The sequence below is a fragment of the Euzebya tangerina genome, from assembly GCF_003074135.1.
Lineage (GTDB): Bacteria > Actinomycetota > Nitriliruptoria > Euzebyales > Euzebyaceae > Euzebya > Euzebya tangerina.
Genome location: NZ_PPDK01000002.1, coordinates 111,387 through 134,458 on the forward strand (window position 1 = coordinate 111,387; position 23,072 = coordinate 134,458).

The following is a 23,072-nucleotide window of genomic DNA, read 5'->3' on the forward strand; positions in this document are numbered from 1 at the left end:
GCGAACCCACCCGCCGGTGTCCTGGCAGATCTCACTCCTCGGTCGGGTTGGCCACTGACGGCTGGTTGGCCACCGAGGCGATCGTCTGGGCGACCTCCTCGGACACCGCGTTGGTGCCACCGACGATTCTGACGGTGTCGATCGGGCCGGAGTTGGCGGCGACCAGGTCGAGGATCTCGGGAGAACCGGCCGGGTTCTCACCGTGAACCAGGGCCACGGTCTGACCGAGGGCACCGATGACGGGGCCCGTCGTCAGTGCGTCAGGCCAGTTGAGGCCGGTCGCAACCCACAGGACCGACTGGTCGAGTCCGAGCTCGACGCCTTCGTCGTACAGCAGCGCCAGCGTCTCGTACCGGGTCGTTCCGGCGATCCGGCGGATGTCGTAGCCCAGGGCCAGGATCTCGGCCTCGACCTCTTCGCTGACCGCCGCGGTCCCGCCGACGATCACGACTTCGGAGGCACCGGACACGGCCAGCGCGTCGATGGTCTCCTGCGGCAGCCGTTGGGCGTTCACCAGCAGGATCGGACGCTGGGTGAAGGCAGCCTGTGAGGAGACGCCCAAGGCGTCCGGCCAGCCGCGGAGCGGGTCGGCGTTCTCGCCCTCGGTGATGTAGACGGTGGTGGGGTCTGGCGCCGCCAGGGCGTCACGGACCAGGCGCGCGGTGTCGAAGCGGTTGACGCCGCCGATTCGTTCGGTGGCGAGACCGAGGTCACGAACCTGCTGCTCGGCCAGCGAGGATACGGCTGCCTCGCCACCGAGGATCAGCGCGTTGGTTGCCCCCAGGCGCTGGATCTCCGCGGCCGTGTCGGCCGTCAGCTCAGCCGTGGCCGTCAGCAGGATCGGAGCCTCGAGCTGACGGGCGATGGTGGCGCCCGCAAGGGCGTCGGCGTAGTTGTCGGCGCGCGCCAGGACCACCCAGGGCGTTTCCTCCGGGTACCCACGCTGGGAGATCAGGATGGCCGTCGTGATCCGGGTCGGGCCAGCGATTCGCTCGATGTCGAAGCCGGGGTCACCCGGGTTGGTCGGACCCGTCGGGTCGGTGGGGTTGGTCGGGCCCGTCGGGTTCTGGGGATCCGTTGGATCGGTCGGGTCAGTGGGGTCGGTCGGGTCGGTGGGGTCGGTCGGGTCAGTCGGGTCGGTTGGGTCGGACGGGTCGGTGGGGTCGGTGGGGTCGGTGGGGTCGGTGGGGTCGGTGGGGTCGGTGGGGTCGGTCGGGTCGGTGGGGTCGGTCGGGTCGGTCGGGCCCGGAGTGACCGTGACGGTCACGGTGACCGTGTCACGAGCACCGTTGTCGTCCACGACGTCGTAGGTGAAGGTGTCGGTGCCCTCTGCGTCCGCATCGGCGGTGTACACCAGCCGACCGTTGACCACCCGGACCGTTGCGCCAGCCGGACTGCTGATCGACGCCGGGTCGATGGTGAGCACGTCGCCGTTGTCGTCACGGTCGTTGGCGAGGACGTCGATCCCCACCGACCGGCCGGCCTCGACGGTGGCGGCGTCGTCATCGCCGACCGGTGCGACGTTCGGGATCGTGATGATCAGGTTCGCCGTGTCGGTGCCGCCGTGGCCGTCGCTGATGCGATAGCGCACGCGGACGGTCCCCTCGAGTGGTCCGGGGGAGTAGCTGATGCTCCCGTCGGGGTTGACGGTGGCGGCGCCGCCGCCGATCACCTGGATGCTGGTGACCGATAGCGCATCGCCGTTCGGGTCGGCGTCGTTGTCGAGCACCGGTACGGTCACGGACTCGCCGACCGCGATCGTCACCTGGTCATCGCCCGCCGTGGGCGCGACGTTCGCAACGGTGACGGTGACCGTGGCCGTGTCGGTGTTGCCGCTGCCGTCGGTGACCGTGTAGGTGAACGTGTCCTCGCCCGAGAAGCCTGCAGCTGGGGTGTAGACGACCCGGTCGCCGACGATCTGGACCGAGCCGGTCGTGCTGCTCGTGTTCGTCGCGGTGACGGCCAGGCCGTTGCCGGCGGCGTCGAGGTCATTGCCGAGTACGGGGATCGACACGGTCGTCGGGGGCTGGCCCGCTGCGTAGCCGGCCACTGCTGCACTGTCGTCGACGGCGACCAGGGGGACATCGCCGACGCTGATGGTGACGGTTGCGGTGTCGGTGCCGCCGTCACCGTCGTCGACCTGGTAGGTGAAGGTGTCGACACCGTCGAACCCGGGGTCGGGGCTGTAGGTTGCGACGCCGCCCGAGTCGATCGTGACGGTGCCGTTGCTGGGCTGGGTCACGACGCTGAACGTCAGCGTGTCGGTGTTGGAGTCGGTGTCGTTGGCGGCCAGGTCCACGACCGCGGCCGTGTTCTCGTCCGTCGATGCGGAGTCGTTCCCGGCCACCGGCGCCGCGTTCGGCACGGTCACGGTGACCTGCGCGGTTGCCGTGTCCTCTCCGTCGCTCACCTCGTAGGTGAAGGTGTCGGTGCCCTTGAAGGTCGGGTCCGGTGTGTATCGCACCTCGCCGCCCCCGGTGATGACGGTGCTGCCGCCGGCGGGGTCGCTCACGCCGACGATGGCCAGCGTGTCGCTGTTGGAGTCGGTGTCGTTGGCAAGGACGTCGATGACGACCGAGGCTCCGGGTGTGGTTGCCTCGTCGTCATCCCGAGCGATCGGCGCCGCATTGGTGACCGTGACGGTCACGGTGGCCGTTGCGGTGTCGCCGCTGCCGTCGGTCGTGGTGTAGCTGAAGGTGTCGGTGCCCGCGAACCCAGCCGCTGGTGTGTAGACGACCTCGTCGCCGTCGGTCACCACCGTGCCGGCCGTGTCGGCCGTGTCGACCGAGGTCAGGGCGAGGCCGTTGCCGGCTGGATCGTCGTCGTTGTCCAGGACGGCGATGCGCACCGAGGTCGGTATGTCGCTGGCGCCGAAGCTGGCCACGGTCGCGGCGTCCGGGTTCGCACCTGGCGGGACGTTGTCCACGGTGATGTCAACCCGGCGGGTGACCGTGCCGCCGTCCCCGTCGCTCACCTCGTAGACGAACGAGTCCGGTCCGCTGTAGCCAGGGTCGGGGGAGTAGGTGGCCACGCCGCCGACGATTGACAGCGTTCCGTTGGAGGGCTGGGCGTCGATCGAGAAGCTCAGCGGGTCGCCGTTGGGGTCGGTGACCCCGTCGGTGAGGTCGATCGGCAGGTCCGTGTTCTCAGTCGTCGTCCGTTCCCAGGGGTTGGGGCCGTCGACCACGGGTGGTGCGTTCGACACGGTGACCGTCACGGTGGCGGTGTCGGTGCCGGTGTCGAAGTCCCTGACGTCGTAGGTGAAGGTGTCGACACCCTTGAACCCGGCGGCCGGGGTGTAGGTGATCCCGCCCAGACCGGCGATGGCGGAGCCATTGGACGGCGTGCCCACCGAGGACACGGCGATGGTGTCACTGTTGGAGTCGGTGTCGTTCGCCACCACGTCGATGGCGACCTCGGTCCCGGGCGTGGTCGTCGCCGCGTCGTCCCGGGCGATGGGCGCCAGGTTGAACACGGTCACGCGCACCGAGGCCGTGGCGGTGTCGCCACTGCCGTCGGTGACGGTGTAGGTCAGCGTGTCGGTGCCCTTGAAGCCAGCCGCGGGGCTGTACACGACCTCGGACCCGTCGACGACCGCGGTGCCGCTGGTCGAGTCGGTGGCGATCGAGGTCAGGCTCAGACCGTTGCCGGCCGGGTCCCGATCGTTGGCCAGGACCGGGATGCGGACCTCCGTCGGGCTCTGGCCGACGCCGTACCCGTCGAGGCTGGCCGTGTCATCGGCCGGGGCAGGTGGGACGTTGTCAACCGTCACGGTGATCGTCCAGTCCAAGACACCACCGTCGCCGTCGTCGAAGCGGATCGTGATGGTGTCCGTCCCCGTGAACCCATCAGCGGGGGTGTAGGTCAGGGTGCCGTCGGGGTTGATCACGGCGACGCCATGGTCGGGGCCGTCGGTGATGGTTCGGGTCAACGGGTCGCCGTTGGGATCGCTGACGGCGGCGTCGAGGTCCACGGCGACCGGCGTGTTCTCCGGGGTTGACTGCGACGCGTCCACGGCGCCCGTCGCCACGGGAGCGGCGTTGGCGACCGTGACGGTGACCGTTGCCGTGTCAGTGCCCGTGTCGCCGTCGGAGATGCCATAGTCGACGGTGTCGGTGCCCTTGAACCCGTCCGTGGGGGTGTAGGTGATGGTGCCGTCGGAGTGGTCGACGACGGTCCCGTTGGCGGGGGTGCCGACCGATGTGACCACGAGGGTGTCGGTGTTGGAGTCGGTGTCGTTGGCCAGCAGGTCGACGGTCACGCTGGTGTTCAGGGCGGTGGAGGCGGCGTCGTCGCGGGCGATCGGGGCGGCGTTGGCCACCGTGATCGTGATGGTGGCCCGGTCACGGTTCCCGGAGCCGTCGACCACGATGTACTCGACGGTGTCGGTGCCCTTGAACCCGGGAGCAGGGGTGTAGGTGACGTCGTCGCCAGTGATGATGGCGGTGCCGGTTGTGGTGTCGGTGTCGATGGAGTCGAGCGACAGGCCGTTGCCGGCTGGATCGAGGTCGTTGGTCAGCACGTCCACGGTGACGGAGGGGGGCGTGTCGCCGGTGGCGTAGCTGCCGACCGTTGCCTGGTCAGTGTTGGCAACGACGGGCACGTCCAACACCGTGACCGTGACGGTGCGCGTGACGGTGCCGCCGTCGCCATCGTCAACCAGGTAGGTGAAGACGTCGAAGCCGGCGAACCCGGGATCCGGCGTGTACACGGCATCACCGTCAGGGTCGATGGTCACCGATCCGTTGGGCGGTCCCGTGACCAGGGAGTAGGTCAAGGGGTCGCCGTTGGGGTCGAAGACCCCGCTCGTCAGATCAATCGTCGCTGGGGTGTTCTCCGTCGTGGTCGCACCCAGGTCGCCACCACGGATGATGGGGTTGGCGTTGTCGACCGAGACGGCCACAGTTGCTGTGTCCGTGCCGCCATCGCCGTCGGAGACGGTGTAGGTGAAGGTGTCGGTTCCCTTGAAGGCCGGGTCGGGGGTGTAGGTGATGACGCCGTTGCCGCCATCGGTCACGGTGCCGTCGGTGGGCGTGCTGACCGCGGTGACCACGAGCGTGTCGGTGTTGGAGTCGGTGTCGTTGCCCAGCACCGTGATGTCGACCGTCGTGCCCTCGGTCGTGGTCGCGATGTCATCGCGGGCGATGGGAGCGGCGTTGGGGACGGTGATGGTCACGGTTGCGGTCGCGGTGTTGCCGGAGCCGTCGATGAGGCGATAGCTGACGGTGTCGGTGCCCTTGAACCCGGGAGCCGGGGTGTAGCTGATGTCGTCGCCACTGGTGTCCGCGGTACCGGTGGTGCCGTCGGTGTCGATGGAGTCGAGGGACAGGCCGTTGCCGGCGGGGTCCAGGTCGTTGTCGAGGACCGGAATGCTCACCGGGGGGTTGGGCTGTCCGGCCGCGACACCGGTCACGGTGACGGTGTCATCGACCGCGGTCGGGGGGACGTCGGTGACGGTGACGGTGACGGTGCGGATGGTGGTGCCACCGGCGTTGTCAGAGACCGTGTAGGTGAACGTGTCGGTGCCCGCGAAGCCGGGGTTCGGGGTGTAGGTGACGACGCCTCCGACGATGCTGGCGGTGCCGTCGTCCGGCTGCTGGCCGATGCCGAAGGTGAGGGGGTCACCGTTGGGATCGCTGGCGCCCACGGTCACGTCGATGTCGACGGGGGTGTTCTCCGGGGTGGTGGCGGCTGTGGGGCCGTCGGTCACGGTGGGGACGGCATTGGCGACGGTCACGGTGACGGTTGCGGTGTCGGTGCCGGTGTCGCCGTCGCTGATCTGGTAGGTGGCGGTGTCGGTTCCGCGGTACCCGTCGGCGGGGGTGTAGGTGATGGTGCCGTCGGTGTGGTCGACGACGGTGCCATTTGCGGGCGTGCCGACCGATGTGACGACCAGGGTGTCGGTGTCGGAGTCGGTGTCGTTGGCCAGCAGGTCGATGGTGACGCTGGTGTTCAGCGTGGTGGAGGCGGCGTCGTCCCGGGCGATGGGAGCGGCGTTGGGGACGGTGATGGTCACGGTTGCGGTCGCGGTGTTGCCGGAGCCGTCGATGAGGCGATAGCTGACGGTGTCGGTGCCCTTGAACCCGGGAGCCGGGGTGTAGCTGATGTCGTCGCCACTGGTGTCCGCGGTACCGGTGGTGCCGTCGGTGTCGATGGACTCCAGCGACAGGCCGTTGCCGGCGGGGTCCAGGTCGTTGTCGAGGACCGGAATGCTCACTGGGGGGTTGGGCTGACCGGCCGCGACACCGGTCACGGTGACGGTGTCATCGACCGCGGTCGGGGGGACGTCGGTGACCGTGACGGTGACGGTTGCGCTGGAGATACCGCCATCGCCGTCGCTGACCCGATAGGTGAACGTGTCGGTTCCGCTGAAGCCGGCGAGCGGCGTGTACGTCGCCTCCCCCGCAGGGGTGATGCTGACGGAGCCACCGGCAGGAGAGGCCCCAAGGCTGTAGGTGAGGGCGTCACCGTTGACATCGCTGTCGCCGACGGTCAGGTCGATCGTCGTCGGGGTGTTCTCCGGGGTCGTCGCCGCGTCGTCAGCGGCCACCGGAGCGGCGTTGGCGACCGAGACGGTGACCACCGCTGTGTCCGTCGCGCTATCAGCGTCACTGAGGGTGTAGCCGAATGTGTCCGTTCCCTTGAACCCACCTGCCGGGGTGTAGGTGATCACACCAGCCGGGCCGGCCACCGCCGTGCCGTTGCTGGGTGCGTCGACGGCCGTGACGGTGAGTGCATCACCGTTCGGGTCGGTGTCGTTGCTGAGGACGTCGATGTCCACCGCGGTTGCGTTGGTGGTCGAGGCACTGTCGTCATCCGCGACGGGGGCAGCGTTGTCCACGGTCACGGTGACCGTGGCGGATGCGGTTCCGCCATCGCCATCGACGACCTGGTAGGTGAAGGTGTCGGTGCCCTTGAAGCCGGCGGCGGCCTCGTACCGGATGCTGCCGTCGGGGTTGATGCCCACCGTCCCGGCGGCGCCGCCAAGACCTGTGATGGTCAGTGTGTCGCCGTTGGGATCGGCGTCGTTGTCGAGGACGGGGATGTCCACCTGACCTCCGCCTGCTACCGACGCGCTGTCGGCTCCGGCAGTCGGTACCGCGTTCGGGACGATGACGCGGACAGTCGCAGTGTCGCTGCCACCGGCGCTGTCGGAGATCGTGTAGCCAAACGTGGCTGTCCCCACGAAGTTCGCGTCAGGGGTGAAGTCGACGGTGTCGTCCGGATTCAGCGCGGCCGTACCGCCCGTCGCGGTCCCGATCGCGCTGACGGTCAGCGTCAAGCCGTTCGGGCTGATGTCGTTGCCGAGGAGCGCGGCGCCCGTCAGGGCAGCTGGCAGCGTCCCGGGCGCCGGGTTCGGCAGCGTGAAGACATCGTCGCGGGCCACCGGCGCGTCGGCGGACACGACGACGCTGACCGTGGCGCTCGCGGTTCCGCCGCGGCCGTCGGCGATCCCATAGGTGAAGCTGTCCGTCCCGACGTAGTCGGCTGGCGGTGTGTAGGTCACGGTGCCGTCGCCGTCGTCGACGATCGTGCCGCCGCTGTCACTGGTGGTGTCGACACTGGTCACGACGATCGTGTCACCGTTGGCGTCGGTGTCGTTGGCGACCACATCGATGGTGACGGTGGTCGGCGTCTCTGCGCCGCCGTACGCCGCAACACCGGCGGTGTCGTCCTGGGCGTCCGGCGTGGCGTTGGCCACGGTGACGGTGATGGTGGCGGTGTCGGTGCCACCGTCGCCGTCGCTGACCTGGTAGGTCACGACGTACTCGCCCACGAAGCCGCTTGGTGGCGTCACGGTGACGTTCCCGGCGCCGTCGACGAGAGCGGAGCCCCCACCTGGGGCCTCCACGATGGAGACGGTCAGCGGTGTCCCGTTGGGGTCGGAGTCGTTGTCGAGCACCGTCACGACGACCGGTGTGTCGGCGGCGGTCGAGGCGCTGTCGTCGACCGCGATCGGGTCGGCGTTGGCGACGGTGACCGTGACGGCGGCAGTGTCGGTCCCGCCGTTGCCGTCGCTCACGGTGTAGGTGAAGCCACCGGTGCCGACGAAGTCCGTATCCGGCGTGAAGACCGGCGTTCCGTCTGCGCCGATGGCGACCGAGCCACCGACCACACCGGTGACACCGGCGACGACGAGGGTGTCGCCGTTGGCGTCGGCGTCGTTGGCCAGGACGTCGATCGGGGTCGCCGTGTCAAACGGGACGGCGGCCGTGTCGTCGGTGGCGTCCGGAGCGGCGTTCGCCACGGTGACGGTGACGGTCTCGGTGAGCGTCGAGCCGGAGGCGTCCCGCACGGTGTAGGTGAAGGTGACGTCGCCAGCGACACCGTCAGCCGGGGTGAAGATGACCTGGTCGCCTGAGATCGTCGCCGATCCGTCAGCGGGATCGACGGTGACGCTGATGACGGCAAGTGGGCCGGTGTTGCCAGGGGCCGCATCGTTGGCCAGGACGTTGATGGTGACCGGGGTGGCGTGGTCGGTCAGGACCGAGTCGGGCGAGGTGACGGGCGGCACCTGGGTCACGGTCAGGGCGACCGTGGCCGTGTCCGTCCCGCCGTTGCCGTCATCGACGCTGTAGGCGAAGGTCACCGTCACGGTGTCGGGGTCGGCATCGCCGAGGAGGCCGGGCTCGTAGCTGATGGTCCCGTCGCCGTTGTCCGTCACCCCGGCTGGCGGGTTGCTGATCGTGACGGTGAGACCGTCGCCGTTGGCGTCAGTGTCGTTGACCAGCAGGTCCAGGGTGATCGTCTCACCCTCCTCCACCGAGCCGGCGTCGTTGCGCGCGATCGGAGCGGCGTTGTCGACGGTGACGGTGAGGGTGCCGGTGTCGGTGAGGCCCTGCTCGTCGGTGACGGTGTAGGTCACCGTGTCGGTCCCGGCGAAGCCAGCGTCAGGTGTGTAGACCAGCTCGCCATCCACGATCCCGGCGGTCCCGCCTGCGGGGTCTGAGACAGCGGAGAGCAGCAGGGCTGCGTCATCGCCATCGGGGTCGGTGTCGTTGGCCACCACGTCGGTCGTGACGGCGGTGTTCGTTGCGGTCGTGGCGGAGTCGTCGGTGGCCACCGGAGGCTGCCCGAGGTCCACCGTGACCGGACCGGTGCTGTCATCACTCGGGTCGGGGTCCTCGTTGTCACCCTCGACGGTCGCGACGTTGTCGAGCGGACCGGTGGTGCCGCCGTCGACGGTGGCGGCGATCGTGACGCTGGTGCTGTCCCCGGCGGCAAGCGCGCCAAGTGCACAGGTCACCGTGGAGCCGATCTGGCTGCACGCCGGGGAGGCATTCGTGACGGTCACGCCGGCGGGCAGCGTGTCGGTGACGATGACGGCGGGGTCGTCGTCTGGGCCGGCGTTGGCGACGTCGATGGTCCAGGTGATGGTGTCGCCGACGGTGACGACGTCGGCCGGGTCGGCGGTCTTGATGACCGACAGATCGCTCTCGCGGCGCACGACCGTGGTGACGGTCTCGCTGGTGTCCTGGATCTCCGTTCCGGTCGTTCCGACGTAGCGGACGCGAGCCCGGTTGTCGATGTTCGTGGCGTTCGGGACGGTGTCGATGATCTCGACGCGGAAGGAGACGGTCGTCGTCTCGTCGCTGGCGATCGTCCCGCCGTCGGTGTCATCCGCCCCGTCGCCGAGTCGAACGGTCAACACGTCATCGACGACCTCGGCCTGGTCGGCGTCGACCGTCTCGGTCTTGGCGCCGGCATTCACGCCGTTGTTGATCGTGATCGAGCCAGGGACCAGTGTGGTGAACTCGGGCAGCGGGTCGGTGAGGACCACCTCCCGCGCGTCATCGATCCCCTCTCCTGGGGCTGGCAGGAAGTTGGAGACCTCGATGCTGTACTCGATGATGTCTCCGGGTTCCGCGTCGCCGCCATTCAGGTCCGTGCCGACCTTCTGCACGTCGACGTTCGGCTGGAACAGGTCCGTCGCGAACGTCATGACGCCGGGGTAGTAGCCGTCGCCGTTCGTGTCGAAGGTGACGGTGGCGGAGGTGGCACCGTTGGCCAGCACACCGTCCGCCGAGACGCGGTCCAGGTCCATGGCCAGCTGGTTGACGTGGTTGGGGTTCTTCGCGGTGGCGTGGCTGCCGCTCTCGCTGATGGTGGAGTTGAAGAAGTTGTTGGACGGGTTGACCGCATCGGTCAGTGTGGTGGTGTTCAGGGCCAGGGAGTCGCCGCCGAGGCCGTCGTCGCCCTCCCATGCCAGTACACCGATGCGGGTCCGTACAGGGCCGCGGCCGGGCGTCTGAAACCCAGAGACGTCGACTGGGACCGCGCCTCCGGTCGCGGCGACCAACTCGAGGCCGTCGAAGATCGTCAGGTTGCGCGGGGGCTGGGTGAGGTCGCGGTAGACGATCTGGATCGACCAGCCGCCGTACCCCGTCTGCCCGGTTCGCGCCTGGACGTTGGCCACGCCATACGTGCCGTCTCCGGCCGCTTGGACGACGGAGGTGATGTCGGCGAAGCCCTGGAACCCCTGGTTGTTACCCGATGGCAGGGTGTTGAGCTCATCGGCGGTGACGGTCGAGTAGCCGGCGATCGGCGTACGCAGACGCACCGTGTCCCGAGCAGCGGGATCTGGCGCGGTCGTGGTGGTCTGGCCTTCGTTGTATCCGGCGCCCCAGTACAGGCCGGCCCACAGCACCTCAGCGTCGTCGGGGAGGTCCAGATCTGCCGTCGAGGAGTTGAAGGTGCTGGCGTCACCATCGACATCGATGTTGACCATGCTGAAGCTGTTGTTGGTCTCGTTGTCGTTGCCCGCCTGTGTCGGCGCACACCGGGTGTTGCTGGTGGGGCAGGTCAGGACGGCATTGCCGATCTGCGCGATGTCGCCCTGCGCGTCTGCGGAGAACCGGACCGAGAAGTCGTCCGGGTCGATCTGAGCACCCGCAGGGGCGGCCACTCCTGCGAGCAGCAACGCAGTGCAGAACAGGCTGATGGCCAGTGCGGTGGCGAGGCGCACGAGCGGGGTTCGGGAGTTGGGATCGGTAGACATGAGCACGTTTCGAGGGAAGTGGGCGTCACTCCACGACCTCGACAGAAACGCGGCGGTGCTGTAGGCGTCTCGATCAGGTCCGAGCAAAGTTGATCACAAGGGACTAGCCCCATGTGACCAGGTGTGGGGCCGACACAGAACGGTCGTGCCGGCCCGCTTCAGCCCGCGTCGCGGTCAGCCGTCGCCGTTCGCGGCGGCCGCGATGGCGGCCTCGACCTCCTCGGTCACCGCGTTGGTCCCGCCCACGATCCGGATCGTCTCGATCGGCCCGGAGTTGGCCGCCACCAGGTCCAGGATCTCGGGTGATCCCGCGGGGTCCTGGCCGTTGACGAGGGCGACGGTGTCGCCGAGGGCACCGATGACCGGGCCGGTCGTCAGGGCGTCGGGCCAGTTCAGACCGGTCGCCACCCAGAGGACCGATTGGTCGAGGCCCAACTCGACGCCCTCGTCGTAGAGCAACGAGAGGGTCTCGTATCGGGTCGTGCCGGCGATCCGTCGGATCGAGTAGCCGAGGTCAGCGATCTGCTGCTCCACCTCGCTGCTGACGGCAGCGGTCCCGCCGACGATGACGACGTCGGTGGCCCCGGACGCCGTGAGGGCGTCGATGGTCTCCTGCGGCAGGCGTTCGGCATTGACCAGCAGGATGGGTCGCTGGGTGAAGGCCGCCTGGGACGAGACGCCGAGGGCGTCGGGCCACCCGCGCAGGGGGTCGGCGTTCTCCCCTTCGGTGATGTAGACCGTGGTCGGGTCGGGCTCAGCCAGCCCGTCACGCACCAGTCTGGCCGTGTCGAAGCGGTTGACGCCACCGATGCGCTCCACGGTCTCGATCTGGTCGAGGCCGGCCAGTTGCGCCGCGGCGTTCGCCGAGACGGCTGCCTCACCGCCCAGGATCAAGGCGTTGGTGGCACCGAGTCGTCGGATCTCCTCGGCGGTGTCGCCGCTGAGCTCCTCGGTCGGCGTGAGCAGGATCGGTGCCTCGAGCTGCCGAGCGATCGTGGCGCCGGCCAGCGCATCGGCGTAATTGTCCGCGCGGGCGACGACCACCCACCGGGTCTGGCCGGGGTAGGCCAGTTGGGAGATCAGCACGGCGGTCTGGATGCGGGTGTCGCCCGCGATCCGCTCGATGGCCGCGCCCGGCTCACCTGGATCCGCCGGCTCACCTGGATCCACCGGGTCGACCGGATTCACCGGATCGACCGGGCCGGCTTCAACGGTCACGGTGACGGTCACGGTGGTCCGTGCGCCGTCGTCGTCGACGACGTCGTAGGTGAAGGTGTCGGTTCCCACGAAGTCCTGATCCGGCGTGTAGACCAGCTGGCCGTCGACAACGCTGACCGTGCCGCCGGAGGGCTGGCCCAGCGTTGCCGGGTCGATGGTGAGGGGATCGCCGTTGGGGTCGGTGTCGTTGTCGAGCACCGGAATCGTGACCGGGTCGCCGCTGACGACCGTGATGGTGTCGTCCCCGCCGGTCGGTGGACGGTTGGGAATGGTGATCGTGAGGGTCGCCGTACTCGTTCCGCCCTGACCGTCACTGACGGTGTAGGTGATGCGCACCGTGCCCTGACCAGGGCCGGGGGAGTAGGTGATCGTGCCGTCGCCGTTGACCCGAGCGGTGCCGCCACCGACGACCTGACCGATCGTGATGGTCAGGGGATCGCCGTTGGGGTCGACGTCGTTGGTCAGGACGTCCACCCGCACCGACTGGCCGGGCTCGGCCGTGACGCTGTCGCCCACTGCACGGGGGGGCAGGTTGCGGACCGTGATGGTCACCGTCGTCGTGGCGGTGCTGCCGCTGCCGTCGGTGAGGCGATAGGTGAACGTGTCGACACCACGGAACCCGGGAGCCGGGGAGTACTGGATGGTGTTGCCGACGATCTCGGGTGAGCCGCGCGTTCCGCTGGTGCTGATGCTCGTCAGGGTCAGGCCGTTGCCGGCCGGGTCCAGGTCGTTGCCCAGCACCTCGATGGTGATGCGGGTCGGGGTCTGGCCGGCGGCGTAGCCGTCCATGGTCCGGCGGTCCGGCACGGCGACGGCTGGGACGTCGCCGACCGCGACGGTGACCGTGGCCGTCGTGATGCCACCGTCCCCGTCGTCCACCTGGTAGGTGAAGGTGTCGGTGCCGGCGAAGCCCGGATTCGGGGTGTATGTGGCCACACCTGAGGGGCTGATCGTCACCGTCCCGTTCGCCGGGTCCGAGACCACGGACCACGTCAGCGGATCCCCGTTGGGGTCGCTGTCGTTGGCGGCGAGGTTGATCGCCGTGGCCGTGTTCTCGTCGGTGGTCGCCGAGTCGTTGCCGGCCACGGGTGCCGCGTTCGGAACGGTGACGGTGACGGTGGCGCTGGCCTGGTCCTCGCCGTCGTCCACCTGGTAGGTGAAGGTGTCCGTGCCCTTGAACGAGGCATCAGGGGTGTAGGTGACGGTCCCATCGGCGGTGATGGTCGCGGTCCCGCCCGCCGGGTCGCTGACCGATGCGATGGTCAGGGTGTCGGAGTTGGAGTCGGTATCGTTGCCGAGGACGTTGATCGTCACCGGCGTATCGGGCGCTGTCGACCGCTCGTCGTCCCGGGCGATCGGGACGGCGTTGCGGACCGTGATCGTCACCGTCCCGGTCGAGAGGTCACCGCTGCCGTCGGTCACGACGTAGGTGAGGGTGTCGGTCCCCTTGAAGCCCGCGGGTGGCGTGTAGATGAGGTCGTCGCCGTCGACGACGACCGCTCCAGACGTAGAGGTCGTGTCCACCGACGTCAGCGAGAGGCCGTTGCCGGCGTCGTCATCGTCGTTGCCGAGCACGTCGACCCGAACTGAGGTGGCCGGTTCACCGGGGCCGTAGCTGTCAACGGCCGCGTCGTCGTCGTTGGCCACGGGTGCGACGTTGGTCACCGTGATGACGACGGTGCGGGTGATGACACCCCCGTCGCCATCGTCGATGACGTACACGAACGAGTCGTCGCCGTCGTAGCCGGGGTCGGGGGTGTAGGTGGCCACACCGTCCGTGAGATCCACGGTGCCGTTGGCCGGTTCGGTGTCGATCGTGAACGTCAGCGGGTCGCCGTTGGGGTCGGTGACGCCGTCGGCCAGGTCGACCTCGACCGCGGTGTTCTCCGGTGTGGTGACCGCAACCGGGTCGCGGCCGTCCACCACGGGTGGTGCGTTCGGGACGGTGACCGAGACGGTGGCCGTGTCGGTGCCGGTGTCGCCGTCGCTGACCTGGTAGGAGAAGGTGTCCGTCCCCTTGAACGTTGCTGCGGGGGTGTAGGTGATCCCATCCGGCCCGATCTCTGCCGTGCCGCCGGCCGGGTCACCCACCGCGGCGACGGTCAGGGTGTCGGCGTTGGAATCGGTGTCGTTGGCCAACACGTCGATCAGGACAGGACTGGCGACGGTGGTCGTCGCCGTGTCGGACCTGGCGATTGGCGCCAGGTTGAACACGCGGACCTCGACGGTGGCCGTGTCCTCATCGCCTGAGCCGTCCACGACCGTGTAGCTGAAGGTGTCGGTGCCCTTGAACCCCGGGGGTGGGGTGTAGACGACGTCGTCGCCGTCGATCAGGGCTGTGCCGGTCGTCGAGTCCGTCCTGAGTGATTGCACGGTCAGACCGTTGCCGGCCGCGTCGAGGTCGTTGGTGAGCACGGAGATCCGGACGCTGGTCGCTGGGCTTCCAGCGCCGTAGCCGTCGACGGATGCCTGGTCATCGACCGCGACGACGGGGACGTCGAGCACGGTGATGGTGACCGTTCGGCTGGCGGTGCCGCCGGCGCCGTCGTCGATTTGGTACGTGAAGACGTCGAATCCGATGAATCCCTGGTCCGGGGTGTAGGTGGCCTGGCCGGTGGTGGGGTTGATGACCACGGTGCCGGCCTCGGGCTCCACGAGCGTGGTGTAGGTGAGCGGGGCACCCTCGGGGTCGGAGACGCCGCGCGTGAGGTCGATCCCGACCGGGGTGTTCTCCGGGGTGCGCGCACCCAGCTCGCCCCCGCGGATGATGGGGGTGGCATTGTCCACCGAGATGGTGACGGTTGCGGTGTCGGTGCCGCCGTCGCCGTCAGAGACGGTGTAGGTGAAGCTGTCGGTGCCGTTGAACCCGGGACCGGGGGTGTAGGTGATGGTGCCGTCGCCGGCGTCGGACAGCGAGCCGTTCGTGGGGTCGGTGACGGCGGTGACGGTGAGGGTGTCGGTGTTGGAGTCGGTGTCGTTGCCGAGCACCGTGATGTCGACCGGCGTGCCCCCGACGGTGGTCGCGGTGTCGTCGCGGGCGATCGGGGCGGCGTTCGGCACGGTCACCGTCACGGTGGCCGTCGCCGTGTTGCCGGAGCCGTCGACCAGGGTGTAGGTGAACGCGTCGGTCCCCTTGAACCCACCAGCCGGCACGTAGTTGACCTGGTTGCCGCTGACGACCGCAGTTCCCACGGTCCCCGCGGTGTCGAGGCTGTCCAGGGACAGGCCGTTGCCGGCGGGGTCGAGGTCGTTGTCCAGCACCGCGATGGGACTGGGTGCCACGGGCTGGCCGGCTGCCCGGCCGGTGACCGTGGCGGAGTCGTCAACCGCCGTCGGGGGAACGTCGGTGACGGTGACGGTGACGGTGCGGATGGTCGTGCCGCCATCGTCGTCGGAGACGGTGTAGGTGAAGGTGTCGGTGCCCACGAACCCGGGGTCCGGGGTGTAGGTGACGATCCCGGCGCCGTCGATGACCGCCGATCCGTTGTCGGGCTGCCCGCCGATTCCGAAGGTGAGGGGGTCGCCATTCGGGTCGGTCGCGCCGACGGTGACGTCGACCAGCACGTCGGTGTTCTCTGGTGTGGTCGTCGTGATCGGTTCGCCGTCCACGACGGGCACCGCATTGGCCACGGTGACGGTGACGATGCCGGTGTCGGTGCCGGTGTCGCCGTCGCTGATCTGGTAGGTGAAGGTGTCGGTGCCCTTGAAGCCCTCGCCGGGGGTGTAGGTGACCGCGCCGTCCGGGCCGATCACCGCGGTGCCGTTGGCCGGGGTGCCGACGGCGGTGATGGTGACGGTGTCGGTGTTCGAGTCGGTGTCGTTGGTGAGCACGTCGATGTCAACGGGGGTCACCAGGGTCGTGGTGGCGGTGTCGGGTCGGGCGATGGGTGCGGCGTTGGCCACGCTGACGCTGACCGTGGCGGTGTCGCTGTTGCCCGACCCGTCCACCAGTTGATAGGCGAAGGTGTCGGTGCCCTTGAACCCGGTGGGCGGGGTGTAGCGAACCTGGTCGGCCTCGACCTCCGCGGTGCCGGCCGTGCCGGTGGTGTCCACCGAGTCGATGGCCAGACCGTTGCCGGCCGGATCCTCGTCGTTGCCGAGGACGTCGATCAGCACACTCGTCGGGGTGTCCCCGACGCCGTAACTGCCCACTGCCGCGGTGTCACCGTTCGCGGTCGGGGGAACGTCCGTGACCGTCACGATCACCGTGCGGGTGATGATGCCGCCGTCGCCGTCATCGATCAGGTAGGTGAACGTGTCGGTGCCGCTGAAGCCCTGGTCCGGCGTGTAGGTCGCAACACCCGTTGGTGTGATCGACACCGTTCCGTTGCTCGGGTCAGCCCCGGTTGCGTAGGTGAGGTCGTCGTCGTTGGGGTCGCTCACACCGTCGGTGAGGTCGATCGTGGCCGGCGTGTTCTCCGGAGTGCTGGTCTCCAGGTTCCCGCCGCTGACGCTTGGGGGCGCATTGGCGACGGTCACCCTGACGGTGGCGGTGTCGGTACCACCGTCCCCGTCGGACACGACGTAGGTGAAGGAGTCGGTGCCCTTGAACCCGTCCGCCGGGGCGTAGGTGATCGTGCCGTCCGGGTTCGCCACTGCGATGCCGCTACCGGGACTTCCGACCTCCTCGATGGTCAGCGTGTCTGAGTTGGAGTCCGTGTCGTTGACCAGGACGGCGATGTCGACGGGCGTGTTGAGCCCGGTGGACGCGCTGTCGTCCCGCGCGATCGGCGCCGCATTGGCCACGGTCACGACCACCGATGCGGTGTCGGTGTTGCCCGAACCGTCGATCAGGGTGTAGACGAAGACGTCGGTGCCCTTGAACCCTGCCGGGGGCGTGTAGCGGACCTCGTCGCCGATCACGACCGCCGAGCCAGCTGTGCCCGCAGCATCGACGGCATCGACGGCGAGGCCGTTGCCGGCCGGGTCCTGGTCGTTGTCGAGGACGTCGATCAGCACGGAGGTGGGCGTGTCTCCGGAGGCGTAACCAACCACTTGAGCCGCGTCGGGGACGGCCGTCGGGGGGACGTCGGTGACGGTCACCGTCACGGTGCGGATGACGGTTCCGCCATCGCCGTCCGAGATCCGGTAGGTGAAGGTGTCCGTACCGCTGAACCCGGGGTTGGGCGTGTAGGTCGCGACGCCATCGGTGATCTCCACCGTGCCGCCGGTGGGCGCATCATCGACGGTGTAGCTGAGCGGATCGCCGTTGGGGTCGCTGACTCCCTCGGTCAGGTCGATGTCGACCGGGGTGTTCTCCGGAGTGGTGGCTGCGAGGTCACCACCGACGATCACGGGCACGGCGTTGTCGACGGTCACCGTCACGGTGGCGCTGTCGGTGCCACCGTCGCCGTCGGAGATGCTGTAGGTGAACGTGTCGGTGCCCTTGAATCCAGGGCCGGGTGTGTAGGTGACGATCGTGCCGTCGGTCGTGGTCGTGCCGTTGCCGGGTGACGAGACAGCCGTGACGGTCAGCGTGTCGCTGTTGGAGTCGAGGTCGTTGCCCAGCACGGTGATCTCAACAGGCGTGCCCTCGGTCGTCGACGCGGTGTCGTCGACCGCGGTCGGTGGGGCGTTGCTGACGGTCACGGTGACGGTTTCGGTTGCCGTGTTGCCGGAGCCGTCCAGCACCTGGTAGTCGAAGGTGTCGGTGCCCTTGAAGCCAGCCGCGGGGGTGTAGACGACCTCATCGCCGTCGATGACGGCGGTCCCGGTCGTGGAGTCGGTGATCAGCGCGAGCAGTTCGAGACCGTTGCCGGCCGGGTCGGTGTCGTTGTCGAGCACGGGGATCCGGACGTTGGTCGGTGTGTCACCGTCGGCGTAGCTCGCCACTGTGGCGGTGTCGGGGCTGGTCGTCGGCGGCACGTCGCTGACGGTGATCGTGACGGTGGCCGAGCTGAGCCCGCCATCTCCGTCGTCGATGACGTAGGTGAAGCTGTCGGTGCCGCTGAACCCGGCGAAGGGTGTGTAGGTCGCGAGGCCGGTCGCGCTGACCGTCACCGAGCCGTTCGTCGGCGCGGCCCCCACGACATAGGTCAGCGGGTCCGCATTGGGATCGCTGTCTCCCACCGTCAGGTCGATGTCGACCGGCGTGTTCTCGAGGGTGGTCGCCGTGTCGTCGGTGGCGATCGGGTCGGCATTCGGGACGGTGACCGTGACCGCTGCGGTGTCGCTGCCCCCGTCGCCGTCGGTCACGCGATAGGTGAACACATCGGTGCCCTTGAACGTGGCATCCGGGGTGTAGGTGATCGTCCCGTCCGGGTTCACGGCAGCGGTGCCGTTGTCGGGGGCCGAGACCTCGGTGACCGTCAGTGGGTCGTCATTCGCGTCGGCGTCGTTGGCCAGCACGGGGATGTCGACGGGTGTGCCCGCATCCGTCGCCGCGGTGTCAGCGACTGCGGTCGGTGGGGTGTTGACGACGGTGACGCTCAGCGTCGAGGTCGCGGTGCCTCCGTCGGGGTCGGTCACCCGGTAGGTCACGGTGTCGGTGCCCTTGAAGCCGGGCGCGGCGGTGTAGTCGAGCGTCCCGTCCGGGTTGATGGTGACGGTGCCGGTGCCTCCCTGCGTGCCCGCGATCGTCAGGGCCTCGCCGTTGGGGTCCGCATCGTTGTCGAGGACGCGAATGCCGGCCGCGGTTCCGCCGCCAGCGACGCTTGCCATGTCCGGCGCGGCCGTCGGGGGGCCGTTGGGTACGACGACCCGGACGGTGGCCGTGTCGGTTCCGCCGCCGGTGTCGGAGATCGTGTAGGAGAACTCGGCAGTCCCCACGAAGGCTGCGTCAGGCGTGAAGTCGATCGTGCCGTCGCCGTTGTTTGTGACGGTGCCACCCGTGGCCGGGCCGATGGCTGTGATGGCCAGCGTCAGACCGTTCGGGCTCACGTCGTCGCTCAGGATGTCCGCGCCGACGAGTGCTGCCGCGGCACTTCCCGGCGCGGGCGTGGGCAGCACGAAGCGGTTGTCCCGTGCCAGCGGCGCCTCGGCGGAGACCTCGATCACGACCGTGGCCGTTGCGGTGCCGCCACGGCCGTCGGAGACGGTGTAGGTGAAGGTGTCGGTGCCGACGAAGTCCTGTGCCGGGGAGAAGTCGAACGTGCCATCGCCACCAGAGGTCACCGTGCCACCGCCGGTCCCGACCGCGTCGAATGCGGTGACGGTGAGCGGGTCACCGTTGTCGTCGGTGTCGTTGGCGAGTGCGTCGATGGTCACGACGGTCACCGGATCGCCGGGGCCGTAGGCGGGCATGGTCTCGAAGTCGTCCTGGGCGTCGGGAACCACGTTGGGGACGGAGACGGTGATCGTGGCGGTGTCGGTTCCCCCGTCCACGTCGCGGACCTGGTAGGTGACCAGGTAGTCGCCGACGAATCCCGGGGGTGGCGTGACCGTCACGGATCCGTCGGGGTTGACCCGCGCCGAACCGCCGGCCGGTACTGCTCCGACGATGGAGACGCTCAGTGGGCCACCGTTGGGGTCGGCGTCGTTGTCCAGCACGAAGATGGTGACCGGCTCGCCGGCCTTCGCCGTCGCGATGTCGTCCTGGGCCAGCGGTGGGGCGTTGGCGACGTCGATCTCGACGACCGCGACGTCCGTTCCGCCGGCAGCGTCGGAGACCGTGTAGGTGAAGCCACCCGCGCCGACGAACGTCGGGTCGGGTGTGAACACGGGGATGCCGTCAGCACCGATCGTGACCGAGCCACCCACCACGTCGTCGATGCCGACGACCGTCAGCGGGTCTCCGTTGGGGTCGGTGTCGTTGGCGAGCACGTCGATCGGCGTCGCCGTGTTGGCGGGCACCGTGGCGATGTCATCGGCCGCAACGGGTGGTCCGTTCGCGACATCAACCGTCACGGTCTCGGTCAGGGTGGAGCCTGAGGCATCGCGCACCGTGTAGGTGAAGGTCACCGGGCCACGTGCGGCTGGTGCCGGGGTGAAGCGAACCTCGCCATCGACGACGATGGCCGTCCCGACGGCTGGATCGACGTCGACGGCGATGACCTGCAGGGGACCGGTGTTGCCGGGCGCCGCGTCATTGGCGAGCACCGGGATCATCACGGAGGTGCTGGCGTCGGTCACGGCCGAGTCGGGTGCGGTGATCGGCGGCTGCTGGGTGATGTCGATGGTCACGGTTGCCGTGTCAACACCGCCGTTGCCATCATCGACCTCGTAGCTGAAGGTGGTCTGCTCGATGTCGGGGTCGCCGTCCCCGAGCAGGGGGGCGGTGTAGGTGATCGTGCCATCGGGGTTGACGGCGGCGGAGCCCAGCGCGGGCTGGTTGAGGATCGTGACGGTCAGCGGGTCGCCGTTCGGATCGGTGTCGTTGGCGAGGACGGTCAGCACCAGGTCCTCGCCCTCGGGCACCGCACCGGCGTCGTCGCGCGCGATGGGGGCGGTGTTGGCGACGGTGACCGTGACGGTTGCGGTCGCGGACAGGCCCTGCTCGTCGGTGATGGTGTAGGTGAACGTGTCGGCGCCGGCGAAGTCGGCGTCCGGGGTGTAGACGATCTGCCCGTCGACGACGCTGACCGAGCCGCCTGCCGGGTCGGCGACGGCGGTGATCTGCAGGTTCGCGTTGTCGCCGTCGGGGTCGTCATCATCGGCCAACACGTCGATCGTCACCGGGGTCCCACCAGCGGTGGATGCGGTGTCATCACCGGCGGTGGGGGCGGCGCCAACCGCTGTCGTGACGGGGTCGGTGGCGTTGTTGCCCGGGTTGGTGTCGTCGTTGTCGCCGGTGACCGATGCGGTGTTGGCGAGCGGACCGGCGGCGTCCCCGTCAACCGTCGCGGTGACGGTCAGGCTCTGGACGTCGCCAGGAGCGAGGGCGCCGATCGCGCAGGTCAGCGTGCCGGCGTCGTTCGTGCAGGAGTCGGGCAGGTCGGTCACGGTGACGTCGGCCGGCAGCACATCGGTCACGACCACGTCCGGTTCGGTGTCCGGACCGGCGTTGCGAACCGCGAGGCTCCAGGTGATCGGCTCACCGGGTAGAACCACGTCGGCGGGGTCCGCGGTCTTGGTGATCGACAGGTCGCTCTCGACCACCACCGTCTTGACGTCCTGCTGGCTGGTCTGGGTGAAGGTCCTGCCGGCCGTGGACTCATAGGTCATCGAGGCCTGGTTCTCGATGAGGAAGTTGTTGGGGATGCCCGGCTGCACTTGGACGCGGAAGCGGACCGTGTTGACCTCGTTCGTCTCGAACGTCCCCCCGTCGGTGCTGTTCGCCCCGGTGCCGAGCCGCACGGTGAGCACACCATCGGTGACGTCGACCTGGTCGGCGTCGATTGCTTCGGTCTTCGCTCCCGCGTTGGCGCCGGCGACCAGGTCGATCGAACCGGGGACCAACTCGGTGAACGACGGGAGAGGGTCGGTCAGGACGGAGCGGAGTGCGTCGTCGATCCCGGTCATCGGGTCGGGCTGCAGGTTGGAGACGCGGATCGTGTACTCGATGATGTCGCCGGGCTCGGCCTGTCCGCCGTTCAGGTCCTCGCCGACCTTGTCGATCTCGATGTTTGGCGCGAAGAGATCGGTGACGAAGGTGACGACACCGGGCCGGTACACGTCGCCCGTGCTCGACAGGCGGATCGTCGCGCTGGTGGCGTTGTTCGCCAGGATGCCGCTGGCGTCCACCCGGTCGACGTCGACGGCGAACTGGTCCTTGTAGTTCGGGTTCTTCGCCGTGAACGTGGTCGCGAGGTTCGAGATCGAGGAGTTGAAGAAGTTGTTGGCGGGGTTGTTGGTGTCGGATCGCGTGTTGCCGTTCAGCTGGAGGGCGTCGCCGGTGATGGCGTTGTCGCCCTCCCAGGCCAGGACACCCAGCTGGGTCCGCACCGGACCGAGCCGCGGGGTCTGGAAGCCCGAGACGGTGATGGTCTGATTGTTGTTGTTGGAGATCTGCTGGTAGCCGTCGAACACCGTCAGATTTCGGGCGGGGGCGCTGCGATCGCGGTAGGCGAGCTGGATGGCCCACCCGGCGTAGTTGTCCTGGCCGGTGCCCGTCTGGACGTTGGCGACGCCGTAGGTGCCGTTGCCGGAGCTCCGGACCTGTGTGGTGATGTCGGCGAAGCCCTGGTAGTAGGCGGTGTCGAAGCCCATCACCTCGTCCGCCACGACCGTCGAGTAGGCCGTGCTGCCCGGGAGGCGGAACTGCACGACACCGGCGTCGGCGCGGTTCGGCGCTGCGCTCCCGGTGGCGTTGACGCCCTGCCGCACGTCGGCGCCCCAGTACAGACCGGCGAAGAGCACCTCCGCACCAGCGGGGAGCGACAGCTCGGCCGTGGAGGAGTTGAAGGTCGAGGCGTTGCCGTCGACGTCGACCATCACCATGTTGAAGTTGTTGTTCGCCGTCGGCGGGGAGGCCGTTCCGTTCCGGGTCGCCGTGCAGTTGTTCGCCGTCGCCGGGCAGGTCAGGAGGGTGTTGCCGATCGCCGCGATGTTGCCGGTGGTGTTGATGGCGTAGCGCGGCTCGAAGGTCTGCAGCCCGTTGCTGGCCGGCGGTGTCGTCTGCGCGGCAGCCGGCGTGGCGAGGCCGGTCGTCAGAAGACCGACGATCAACAGCAGGGCCATGAGCCCGGCTGTGGTGCGGCAGTCGGAGCGGGTGCGAGCGCCGGTCGGCAGATCCCCCATGTCAAACGTCCGTTCTGGAAGTCGGTCTAGCGATGAGTTGTGTGCATCCCTGTCGGCTCGCATCGCGGCTACTTGAGCAGTTAGGACACGCAATGATTGCCTGCAATCACAGAGAGTGGTTTCTTGCTGTTCGATCTTGCCGCCCGTGAGGATTGGTGCGCACCCTCAACCCTCAACCCTCACGGCCTGCTGCGACGGCCAGCCCTTGGGGCCGACCCAGTCAGCTACTGGGTCTGCC

The 23,072-nt window shown here is 68.8% G+C and carries 2 protein-coding genes; both read right to left on the bottom strand.

The annotated features are described in order from the left end of the window. Window positions 1–31: 31 nt before the first annotated feature. On the bottom strand, window positions 32–10,999 hold the full coding sequence (locus C1746_RS16385; RefSeq protein ID WP_116715848.1) for an Ig-like domain-containing protein: 10,968 nt from the start codon (window positions 10,997–10,999) through the stop codon (window positions 32–34). A gap of 174 nt (window positions 11,000–11,173) precedes the next feature. Next, window positions 11,174–22,834 carry an Ig-like domain-containing protein gene (locus C1746_RS16390; protein ID WP_162867862.1) on the bottom strand — a complete coding sequence of 3,887 codons (11,661 nt, stop codon included), beginning with the start codon at window positions 22,832–22,834 and terminating at the stop codon, window positions 11,174–11,176. Window positions 22,835–23,072 lie beyond the last annotated feature (238 nt).

Excerpts from the sequence above, each read along its gene's own strand:
- C1746_RS16385 (WP_116715848.1), bottom strand. The coding sequence starts at position 10,999 with ATGTCTACCGATCCCAACTCCCGAACCCCGCTCGTGCGCCTCGCCACC.
- C1746_RS16390 (WP_162867862.1), bottom strand. The coding sequence starts at position 22,834 with ATGGGGGATCTGCCGACCGGCGCTCGCACCCGCTCCGACTGCCGCACC.